This is a genomic window from Ruegeria sp. HKCCD6647-2, assembly GCF_057221075.1.
The window spans coordinates 1,151,624-1,161,323 of record NZ_JBWVBD010000001.1 but is presented as its reverse complement, the minus strand read 5'-3'; the positions used below and the strand labels follow the sequence as shown (position 1 = coordinate 1,161,323).

The 9,700-nt window shown below is 57.8% G+C and carries 9 protein-coding genes; 3 read left to right on the top strand and 6 right to left on the bottom strand.

The window, feature by feature from the left end:
• Window positions 1-45: 45 nt before the first annotated feature.
• The 3 genes from AC2TDJ_RS05650 to AC2TDJ_RS05640 form a co-directional block, all read right to left on the bottom strand.
• Entirely contained in the window at window positions 46-1,254 is a 1,209-nt protein-coding gene (locus AC2TDJ_RS05650) for a multidrug effflux MFS transporter (RefSeq protein ID WP_480840029.1), read from the bottom strand.
• A gap of 74 nt (window positions 1,255-1,328) precedes the next feature.
• A complete protein-coding gene (locus tag AC2TDJ_RS05645) occupies window positions 1,329-1,988 on the bottom strand; it encodes a DsbA family oxidoreductase (RefSeq protein ID WP_480840028.1) in 660 nt (219 codons plus the stop codon).
• Window positions 1,985-3,502, bottom strand: a complete 1,518-nt coding sequence (locus tag AC2TDJ_RS05640; RefSeq protein WP_480840026.1) for a class I adenylate-forming enzyme family protein — start codon at window positions 3,500-3,502, stop codon at window positions 1,985-1,987. The genes AC2TDJ_RS05645 and AC2TDJ_RS05640 overlap by 4 nt, the downstream gene beginning before the upstream one ends.
• Window positions 3,503-3,567: 65 nt before the next feature.
• On the opposite strand from AC2TDJ_RS05640, the gene AC2TDJ_RS05635 reads away from it, so the two are divergent.
• Entirely contained in the window at window positions 3,568-4,191 is a 624-nt protein-coding gene (locus AC2TDJ_RS05635; protein WP_480840024.1) for a helix-turn-helix domain-containing protein, read from the top strand.
• On the opposite strand, the gene AC2TDJ_RS05630 is transcribed toward AC2TDJ_RS05635, so the two are convergent.
• A complete protein-coding gene (locus AC2TDJ_RS05630; RefSeq protein WP_480840022.1) occupies window positions 4,188-4,415 on the bottom strand; it encodes a hypothetical protein in 228 nt (75 codons plus the stop codon). The two genes, AC2TDJ_RS05635 and AC2TDJ_RS05630, sit on opposite strands and share 4 nt — an antisense overlap.
• Window positions 4,416-5,052: 637 nt before the next feature.
• On the bottom strand, window positions 5,053-6,867 hold the full coding sequence (locus AC2TDJ_RS05625; RefSeq protein ID WP_480840020.1) for an extracellular solute-binding protein: 1,815 nt from the start codon (window positions 6,865-6,867) through the stop codon (window positions 5,053-5,055).
• 293 nt (window positions 6,868-7,160) lie between these two features.
• Here AC2TDJ_RS05625 and AC2TDJ_RS05620 point away from each other — a divergent pair, with 293 nt between their 5' ends.
• Together AC2TDJ_RS05620 and AC2TDJ_RS05615 are read left to right on the top strand one after the other, a co-directional pair.
• Window positions 7,161-7,934 (top strand): 3-hydroxybutyrate dehydrogenase, encoded by a 774-nt coding sequence (locus AC2TDJ_RS05620; RefSeq protein ID WP_480840018.1) that lies wholly within the window; start codon window positions 7,161-7,163, stop codon window positions 7,932-7,934.
• Between the two features lie 48 nt (window positions 7,935-7,982).
• Window positions 7,983-9,008 carry a patatin-like phospholipase family protein gene (locus AC2TDJ_RS05615; protein WP_480840017.1) on the top strand — a complete coding sequence of 342 codons (1,026 nt, stop codon included), beginning with the start codon at window positions 7,983-7,985 and terminating at the stop codon, window positions 9,006-9,008.
• On the opposite strand, the gene AC2TDJ_RS05610 is transcribed toward AC2TDJ_RS05615, so the two are convergent.
• Entirely contained in the window at window positions 9,009-9,686 is a 678-nt protein-coding gene (locus AC2TDJ_RS05610) for a DUF502 domain-containing protein (protein ID WP_480840015.1), read from the bottom strand.
• Window positions 9,687-9,700: the final 14 nt, after the last annotated feature.

Here is a 9,700-nt window from a genome sequence, read left to right as displayed (position 1 = left end):
CTCGCATTGCGCGCAGGTTAGCGCGTTTCGAGGGGGCTGGACAGATCAGGCGGGTAGTCTGTTTTCGATCCGCCCCATATGCAGCATGAGCCCGAAGGCGAGAACGCACATGGTCAGCACACCGGTCGTCAGTGGCCCGATCGAGCCATCAAACAGCAAGCCGACCGGTGCGGCAATCGCCGCAGCGAGCACCGTCGAGATCGATCCGATAACCGAGGCTGCCATGCCGGCGATATGACCCATCGGCTCCATCGCGATGGCGTTCAGGTTGCCCATAGTCACGCCTGCCATGAAAAAGACGGTGGTTTGCCAAAAGACGAACAACGCAAAAGAAGCTTCGGGGGAAAGGTTCGCCATGTTCAGGACGATCACACACGATGTGATCAGAATTTGGCCACCAAGCGCCCAGGTCACAATCCGCCGCATACCCAAGCGCACGACAATGGCTGCGTTCAGCAAGCTGGCCGAACCTGACATCAGCGCTACAAAGCCGAACCAGAACGGAAAGCTCTCGGCGCGGTCATGAATGACGTCGTAGACCGGTTGCACCATGGTCAGCATGGTAAAGAGCATCCCCATGCACAGCGTCTGAACCAGTATGGACAGCCGGACTGTGGGATGGGCAAACATCTCTTGCACTGCCGCGATCATCAAGGGCAGGCGAAACGGGCGACGGTTTTCCGGTGGCAATGACTCGGGCAGGCGGACAGTCATCCACAGAACGATGACCAGGGCGAACAGAATGAACGACACGAAAATACCGCGCCAGCCGACCAAAGCGATGACGCCTGCACCCAGCATCGGCGCGATGGCGGGAACGAGGGTGAAGATCATCATGGCAATCGACACGATCCGCGCCATCTCGCGGCCGGCGTACAGATCCCGAATGATGGCCATGGCGACAACGCGCGGTCCTGCGGCGCCCAAACCCTGAACGATGCGCGCTGCCAGAACCAGTTCAAGCGACGAACTGGCCCAGGCCACAGCAGAAGCCAGGATGTACAGTGCTGCACCGCCATAAATCACAGGCTTGCGTCCGACGGCGTCCGAAATGGGACCAGTAAAAAACGTACCGATCCCCATGCCCAGAACGAAAGACGTCAGGATCAGCTGCGCCTTGTTGACGTCATCCGGGCTGAGCTGCGCGCCGATTTCGGGCAGCGCGGGCAGCATGGAATCGATCGAAAAGGCGATGGTCGCGAACATCATCGCGATCAGGGCAACGAATTCACCCCGAGACATGCGATTGGTCATAGAAGACTCCTTCCCGTTCGCGCTAGCACGACAAGACGGGTTGGGCTAGGTGAGAAAACGCACAGGGCTATGTGCTATTCTGCAGGGGAAGCCTCAATTTGAGACATGATCTCGGAGATCACTTTTCCCCAAAGCTCAGGGGGTTGCGCACCAGGTACAGCGTGTTGGTTGGCCACAATAAAGGTCGGTACCGAGTTAACACCCATTTGGCGCGAATGGCTGTCGCGGTTGCGAATATCTTCGCGGTCGGCATCCGATTTCAGCAGTTTCAGCACCACGGCAGCATCCATTCCTACACTGTCGGCGATGTCTGCCAGGACCTCGTGATCGCCAATGTCGCGGGCCTCGACAAAATAGGCATTGAACAGGGCATCGACGACGTCGCTCTGCTTGCCTTCAATCCCGGCCCAGTGGATCAGTCGGTGGGCATCCAGCGTATTCGGCGTGCGCTTCATCCCTTCGAAATCGATTTTCAAACCCGCATTTTCTGCATGTTCGACCACAGGGGCATAGGCGCGCACAGCGCCTTCCTTGCCGCCGAATTTCTGTTCCAGATATTCCCGGCGGTCCATTCCGCCCTCGGGCATGTCGGGGTTCAGCTGAAACGGATGCCACTCGATCACGAAGGGGTGGTTCGGAACGTCCGCCAAGGCCTTGTCCAGATGTGTTTTGCCGATGTAGCACCATGGGCAGATAGGGTCGGACATGATGTCGAGTTTCACGGTCTGGGTCATAAGGACGTCGCCTTGAAATAGGCCGGCAGGGCGCGGCGCAGGAGTTTGCCGTTGCCACCAGTGGGCAATGCGGGCAGGTAAACATAGACGCGCGGTTGCTTGTAACGCGCCAGCTTGTCGGACACATAGGCGTGCAGGGCGGCCTCGTCCAGTTCTTCGGGGCCGGTGTAAAAGGCCGCTATCACAAATGTGTCCGGTTTGATCTCGATCGCCGCGGCCCCGGCTTGCACTATGCCCGGGTGATGCGAGAGTACGGCTTCGACCTCGACCGGTGACACCCGATAGCCCCCCGCGTTCATCATGTCGTCGTCGCGACCGAGATAGGAAATCTGCCCGTCGACGGCCATGGCCCCCTGGTCACCGGTCAGGAACCAATCGCCCTGCATCCGAGCCTCAGCCTCGTCCGGGGCATTGAGATAGGTCAGCATCAAGCCAGGATCGTCGCGGTGGATCGCAATTGTACCTTCCTGTCCTTGCGGCACAGGGCCGTCGGGCCCGAGGATTGCCACGCGGCGGCCGGGTTGGGGCTGCCCTAACGAGTCGCCTCGTGCGGGATGTTCAGGGCAGGACGAGATGAATGTTGAACACTCGGACATGCCGTAGGCTTCGTAAAGCTCGGTTCCTGTGGTTTGCGTCCAACGTTCGTGCAAAGGACGGGACAGCTTTTCACCTGCACAAAGCCCGTGCCGCAAATCGGGAAGGGCGGGCAGGTGCTGTTGCTGTAAAATCTTGCGGAACACGCCCGGAGCCGCGGCGAAAATCGTGGCCTTATGGGCGTGCAGCAATGCGGGAAGTTCGGCCAGATCTGTGCCCGGCTCGGGGATGAGCGCGGTCGCACCGATGGTCCATGGATCCATGAGTCCGGTTCCCAGCGTGTAGGTCCAGTTGAACGCACCCGCGTGACACAGGCGGTCGGTTTCGCGCAAGCCGTACCAACCGTCCACCATCATCTGCCGCGCCCAAATCGCCCGGTGGGCGTGGGCTACGGCTCGCGGCTTTCCCGAGGTGCCGGAAGTATAGACCACATAAGCCAGCCGGTTCGGGTCCCCCATTGCAAATTCGGCAGGCGGCAAGTCACGCATCGCGGTCAGTCGATCCAGCCCAATTTTGTGCGGGTGGGATGCGCAGGCGATGGCCGGGTCATGCAATACCGCCGCTGGGAACAGGTCCGAGATCATTCGGGCGGTTTCCGGTTCGGTCAGTTGCGCCGAGGTCGGCACCGGAATAATCCCGACAGAAATGGCGCCTAAATAGGCGATTGGAAATTCGACTGTATTTCCCAGCCGCATCAACACGATGTCTCCGGGATGCAGACCGGTCTGCAACAACCCTGATCCCGTACCAAGAATTGCCGCTTGCAGCGCGGCATAGCTCCAATTCTCGGCGCCTTGTGCTTTGAGGATCGATAGGGCGGTCTTGTCCGGAAAATCCGACGCGTGACGCAGAACATGTGCCGCCATGTTGAATGGCGCAGGGCAGGCGGGCGGTGGGCCCTGATCAAAAACCGAAAGCATGGCGATTGGCTATCGCGACCGCTGGCGCGTTGCAAGCGCGCAGCACTGGCCCTATAGAGTTGGCCATGACATCAAGCGACCCGAAATCCCTGATCCGCATTGCCCGCGATAATGGTGCCGATACTCATGTCGAACCTCTGGATCTCGGCGCCCGGGTGCGTGAACTGCGCAAGGCGCGCAACTGGACGCTGGAACAGGCGGCAAGTCAGGCCGGATTGGCGCGGTCGACCCTCAGCAAGATCGAAAATGGGCAGATGTCACCCACTTACGATGCACTTAAGAAGCTGGCGATCGGATTGGAGATCTCGGTGCCGCAGCTTTTCACGCCACCGCAGCGCGACCAGGTGATCGGGCGCATGGCGGTGACGAAAATGGGTGCCGGCACGGCCCATGCAACGGCAACATATGAACATGAACTGCTGGCAGATACGCTGACGAAGAAGCAGATGCTGCCTTATCGTGCCCGGGTCCGGGCCCGGTCAATGGACGAATTTGATGGATGGGTGCGCCATGACGGCGAAGAGTTTCTGTATGTGCTGACTGGAATCGTGCGCCTATACACCGAGTTCTATGAACCCGTGGAGATGCGCCGCGGGGACAGCGCATATTACGACGGCAGTATGGGCCACAATGTCATATCCGTAAGCGATGAGGACGCAACGATCCTTTGGGTAACTTCGCTGACTTAAAGCCGATTGGCTTCACGGTTCAGCGACTCGGTAAACAGAAAATCTTCAAGCTCTTCGTGCGCTTCGTTCACGGTCAGATGGTGGCGTTCGGCAAGATAGGCTTCGAACTGTTTTCGGTCCTTCCGAACGCGCGCCATATCTTTATCGCGCAGGTTCGGAAACCTCCGTTTTGCGCGCGCGTAGGCCGCACCCCAATCTTGCGTCAGATCAGCCCAGTTTAACATCTGCGAGCCTTCCTTTAGTTCCGGTTTCAGGACTGCTCTCCCCTAAACAGGGTACGTATGAGTTGTGTGCTCCGCTTACATGACAAAATGTCGCACCCTGACGTCACGTAAGTGTCACAAATAAAAACCCGCTGCGGAGATACCGCAACGGGCAGACGGACCTGCAGTTAAGTGAGTGGCGGCCGGTCCGTTTATTCCAAGGCTTGAAGCCCGGATTCAAAACTATGTGCCCGATAAATACAGCAATAATCTGCCTCACAATGATAATCGGACTTCGCGCAACGTATATGCCTGTGGATATATCCGTAAACCCCCTAGCGAAAGTTTCGACTGGATCGGCAAAGATTGTGGGAGGCACCTACCTGTGCGAAATGCATGCGGAAATCCCACAAAATCTGGTGCCGTATCCCATATGTGCCGAATTCCGCCGAAGGTGTTTGCTTATCGGTTTGTACTTCGATGATCTTGAACGCCACACCATTACGGATTGGATCGATGCAAATTTCGGACGTCCGAAGAATCGGCAGCCGGAACTTTCGATGACGGGAACACGGCAACGCTATTTGAGTGGCAGTTTCCACGGTTCAGTGTAATCCGCAAACTCAATGCACTCAGATGCAGACAAGACTTACTCGGATCAGTCCTGATACCACCAGACCTGTGGCATGTATTCCGGCCCATCCCCATAGATCGGCAGGGTTTCGGGGAATTTCAGTTCCTTGGCATGGGCAATGCGCCCGACATCAAAGCTCCAGATCGGGATGACATATCGTCCAGCGGTCAACACTCGGTCCAGCGCACGAGTCGCGGCCACGAAATCCTCGTGGGTTTCCGAAGCCAGCATTGTGGAAATCAAGCCATCCACAGCCGGAGATGCCACGCCCATCAGGTTGCGGGTTCCCGGTGTATTGGCGTTTTCGCTGCCCCAGTACAGACGTTGTTCGTTTCCCGGCGACAGTGACAAGGCGCGGCGGAAGATGGTCATGTCAAAATCCAGGGCCGATGTCCGCTCGGTAAACTGCGCGCTGTCTACCTGTTCGGTCGTGACCTGGATGCCCAGCCGCTGCAGGGCGGCAGTGTAGATGTCGATTGCGGTCTGGTTGTCGCTGTCGCCCTGTTGCAGCAATACCGTGATGGTAAACGGGTCGCCGTTTGCATTGCGCAGCACACCGTCCTGAATGGTCCAGCCGGCCTCGGTCAGCAATTTGCTTGCTTTGCGAATGTTGGCGCGGTTGCGGGCCGATCCATCGCCTTGAGGTAAGGTGTAGCCCTCGATCGTGCCGGGTATCAGGCTGTCGGCATAGGGCAGAAGAAGCTCTTTGACCTTGCCGGTTGCCGCGCCAGGTTGCATCGCCAGATCCGAGCCTGAGAAATACGAGGTGATCCGTGGCTGCGCGCCGCCTGTGATCGTGTCATTGATGAACTCGAAATTAAATGCCAGCGTCAGCGCTTCGCGGACACGCCAGTCATCGAACGGGGCCTTCCGCGTGTTCATCACGAAACCGGTCATGCCCGACGGTTTTCCGTGCGGGATTTCCGTCTTGATTACATCACCGCGCTGGACGGCGGGGAAGCCAAACTGAGTCTCCCATTTGTCCGCGTTGAATTCGCGCACCGCAGACAACTCGCCAGCCTTGAAGGCCTCAAACAGAACTGTGCCGTCACCATAGAATTCGATCCGCATCTCATCCAAATTCATCGTGCCCTTGCGGAAAGGAATGCCGGTGCCCCAATAGTCAGGATTGCGGCGCAGGTTCACATATCGGCCAGCTTCATAGTCATCGATCACGTAAGGACCGGAGCCAACGGGGACGTCGTGCAAAGGTGCGTTGGCAAAGTCCTTACCCTCCCACTGGGCTTTTTGCAGGATCGGGCGCAGGCCGGCGATCAGGGCCAGTTCGCGGTCGGGCTCGTTGAAGGTGATGCGCACGCTGCGCGGACCCGTCTGTTCGATGCTGTCGATCTTGCCCCAAAGCCCGCGATACCGCAGGTGGCCTTCGGTGCCCAATGTCTCATACGACCAGATCACATCCTCGACCGTCACCGGGCTGTCGTCCGAAAATCGGGCGTTTTCACGAAGAGTAAACTCGACCCAGGATCGGTCCGGAGCGGTCTCAACTGATTCGGCTAACAACCCGTAAAGTGTGAAAGGTTCGTCCCAGGACCGGCCCATCAGGCTTTCATGGGTCCAAAACCGCAACTGCCAGGGTGACGTGCCTTTTTGCACAAACGGGTTCAAACTGTTATAGCCGCCGGTGTTTCCGAAAACGACCTTGCCGCCCTTCGGCGCATCCGGATTTGCATAGGGCAAAGACACAAAATCCGGTGGTAGGGCAGGGTCGCCATACATAGCTATGCCGTGGGCCGAATCTGCCAAAGCCAGCGAAGCAGAAAAAACGGCGGTGATTCCCGCGATCACTGGGAGAACGGGGTGGAGATAATTGGCACTCATTTTGGAAACAATCCTGCTCTGGCCTTATTTTGTTTGGGATTCATCGTAGCCATGATTTTTCTTATTATCAAACTTTTAGCTTGGACGATGGCGTGGAATTGCTTATAAAGGATGCACTGCTCGATAGGTTTCTTGCCTGTATGAAACCTGCCTCAATAACTTAACGCCCGCTTCGTGCGGGCGTTTTTTTGTGCAGAATTTGTCTGGGAAAGGCCCCCGGATCATTCCCCGTTTTCTTTGCAGGTGCAGCATGGCACTGTGTCCGCGAATTGAACACGAGAGGGAGAGCGGCCATGAGCCTGTCTGGAAAAACAGCCATCGTTACAGGATCGAATTCGGGGATCGGGCTTGGCGTCGCGCGCGAACTTGCCAGGGCCGGGGCGGATGTCGTTCTGAACTCGTTCACGGATCGTGACGAAGATCATGATCTGGCTGCTGAGATCGCCCAGGAAACCGGAACCAAAACGCGCTATATCAAGGCCGACATGTCCAGGGGGGAGGAGTGTCGTGCCCTGATCGAACAGGCTGGCGCCTGTGATATTCTGGTGAACAACGCGGGCATTCAGCACGTGTCGGCGATCGATCAGTTTCCAGTCGAAAAGTGGGACGCGATCATCGCGATCAATATGAACTCGGTCTTTCACACGACCGCCGCCGCGCTTCCGATGATGCGCAAGGCGGGGTGGGGCAGGGTCGTCAATATCGCTTCGGCCCATGGTCTGACCGCTTCGCCATACAAGGCGGCTTATGTTGCGGCCAAGCATGGCGTCGTTGGAATGACCAAGACCGTCGCTCTGGAGACCGCACAGGAACCGATCACCTGCAACGCAATCTGTCCGGGATATGTGCTGACACCGCTGGTCGAATCCCAAATCCCCGACACGATGAAAGAATACAACATGAGCCGCGATGACGTGATCAAGAACATCATGCTCGAGCGGCAGCCCTCCAAGGAATTCGCAACGGTTGAACAGTTGGGCGGAACGACTGTTTTCCTGTGTTCGGAGGCCGCGTCGCAGATCACGGGGACGGCAATCTCGGTGGATGGCGGCTGGACGGCTCTATAACGTACCGTGGCACTTGCCATCAGCGCTGATCAAAGGGAGGAACGCAGTTTGAAACGCATCAACCTGGCTTTGCAGGGCGGTGGTGCCCACGGTGCGTTCACTTGGGGCGTGCTTGACCGGTTTCTGGATGAAGAAGATATCGAGGTTGCGGCGATTACCGGAACCTCGGCCGGGGCGCTGAATGGCGCCGCATTCAAGTCAGGGATGGTGCATGCGGGGCGTCAGGGCGCGCGGGATTATCTGGACGGTCTTTGGAAACGCATGGGGGCGGTCGGGGATATGCGGATCGCCCACTGGATGCGCGGAGTCGAACCGGCGCATATAGCGCAGGCGCTGGAATATGCAGCTCCGTTTTCGGTGGCCGATGCCTGGTCGCGGCTGGTGTCGCCTTATGCGTACGGACCCTTCTACAAGAACCCGCTGGAGTCGGTCGTGGACCGGTTCAACTTTGATGAGATCTGTGCCGATGACGGGCCCAACCTGTTCGTGTGCGCCACCTGTGTCCGTAGCGGCAAGATCAGAGTTTTCACGGGTCACGAGATTTCAACGGATGCCATTCTGGCCTCGGCCTGTTTGCCGAACCTGTTTCAGGCGGTCGAGATATTCGATCCCAATTCCGGGCGAACCGAAGCTTATTGGGACGGCGGTTATACAGGCAACCCGGCGCTCTATCCGCTGTTCAACGGGGAATTGCCGGACGATGTGGTGATCGTGAATATCAACCCGCTGGAACGGGACGAAGTGCCGAAAACACCGCAGCAGATTCAGAACCGGATCAATGAGATCAGCTTTAATTCGTCGCTGTTCCGCGAGTTGCGTGCGATCAATTTCGTGCAGCGGCTGCTGGCAGAAGGAAAACTGAAGGCCGGAGAAATGAATCGCGTTCTAGTTCACATGATTGCCGATGACGAATTGATGAACGATCTGTCTGCGGCGACCAAGACCGTTCCCAATCCGATCATTCTGCACAGGCTGAAACAGGCCGGGCAGGCAGCGGCGCATCAGTTCCTGCGCGACCACAAGGACGATTTGGGTGAGCGCAGCACCGTCGATCTGCCATCGATGTTCGGCTGATTACTCGGGCGGTAGTGTCGGATCTTTTTCGTTTGGGTACACAAGCCCGGCTGAAATCACCAGTTTTGCCGCGTCTTCGATGGACATATCCAGCAGGATGACATCCTCTTCCGGAAAGAACAGAAGGAAGCCGGACGTAGGGTTCGGCGTGGTGGGGACAAAGACGCTCATCAACCCGCCGCTGGTTTCTGCGCGCTCACTGACCTCACCCTTGGCGGTGGTCGACACAAACCCGATGGCCCAGATGCCCCGGCGCGGATACTGGATCAGACAGGCTTTTTCGAAAGAACGTTCCGTCTGGGCGAAAACGGTTTCCGAAATTTGCTTGATGCCGGAATAGACGGACCGAACCACCGGCATACGGTCCACAAGGCTTTCCGCGAAATGGATCAGCGATCTACCCAGAATGCCCTTAGCGACCCACCCGACCATCACTGTGAAGATCAGGAAGATCACCACACCTACACCACGCAGGTTGATCCCCACATATTCCTGAGGCTGAAACCGCTGCGGCACCAGCGGAAGAACTGCGCTGTCGATCCAGCCGACCACCGACCAGATCAGCCAGACGGTCAGCCACACCGGTGCGATGACGACGATCCCCGTCAGGAATGACGCGCGGAGCCCGGCGAACAAGCCCGGGCGGCGATGCGGTTCTTCGTCAAAGGGTGTATTCATTGCAGTCCTGAGTG

Excerpts from the sequence above, each read along its gene's own strand:
- AC2TDJ_RS05625 (WP_480840020.1), bottom strand. The coding sequence starts at position 6,867 with ATGAGTGCCAATTATCTCCACCCCGTTCTCCCAGTGATCGCGGGAATC.
- AC2TDJ_RS05610 (WP_480840015.1), bottom strand. The coding sequence starts at position 9,686 with ATGAATACACCCTTTGACGAAGAACCGCATCGCCGCCCGGGCTTGTTC.
- AC2TDJ_RS05650 (WP_480840029.1), bottom strand. The coding sequence starts at position 1,254 with ATGACCAATCGCATGTCTCGGGGTGAATTCGTTGCCCTGATCGCGATG.
- AC2TDJ_RS05635 (WP_480840024.1), top strand. The coding sequence starts at position 3,568 with ATGACATCAAGCGACCCGAAATCCCTGATCCGCATTGCCCGCGATAAT.
- AC2TDJ_RS05640 (WP_480840026.1), bottom strand. The coding sequence starts at position 3,502 with ATGCTTTCGGTTTTTGATCAGGGCCCACCGCCCGCCTGCCCTGCGCCA.
- AC2TDJ_RS05630 (WP_480840022.1), bottom strand. The coding sequence starts at position 4,415 with ATGTTAAACTGGGCTGATCTGACGCAAGATTGGGGTGCGGCCTACGCG.
- AC2TDJ_RS05645 (WP_480840028.1), bottom strand. The coding sequence starts at position 1,988 with ATGACCCAGACCGTGAAACTCGACATCATGTCCGACCCTATCTGCCCA.
- AC2TDJ_RS05620 (WP_480840018.1), top strand. The coding sequence starts at position 7,161 with ATGAGCCTGTCTGGAAAAACAGCCATCGTTACAGGATCGAATTCGGGG.